Origin of the sequence: uncultured Shewanella sp., from assembly GCF_947495455.1 — a bacterium.
Lineage (GTDB): Bacteria > Pseudomonadota > Gammaproteobacteria > Enterobacterales > Shewanellaceae > Shewanella.
Genome location: NZ_CANLZC010000321.1, coordinates 1 through 214, shown reverse-complemented (window position 1 = coordinate 214; position 214 = coordinate 1). Strand labels below are relative to the sequence as shown.

General features: G+C 38.3%; 1 protein-coding gene. It reads right to left on the bottom strand.

The window, feature by feature from the left end:
• The coding region (locus tag Q0791_RS25245; protein WP_299011985.1) for a transposase at nt 1-214 on the bottom strand (214 nt) is incomplete at both ends.

The window sequence follows — 214 nt, the reverse complement described above, 5'->3', positions numbered from 1 at the left end:
ACCCTTTTAGTACACTCAATAAATGTGTTCCATGCACGACAAACATTATCAACAATATCATCATAATTTCTGAAGCACCTATTAGCTAAACAGTGCTGCCTTAGCCATTGCCATACTTGTTCGATAGGGTTTAACTCTGGAGAATAAGGCGGGAGTTTCAATATTGATAAGTTATGGAATGAGTCTGTTGTTTCATTCGTATGCCAAGAGGCAC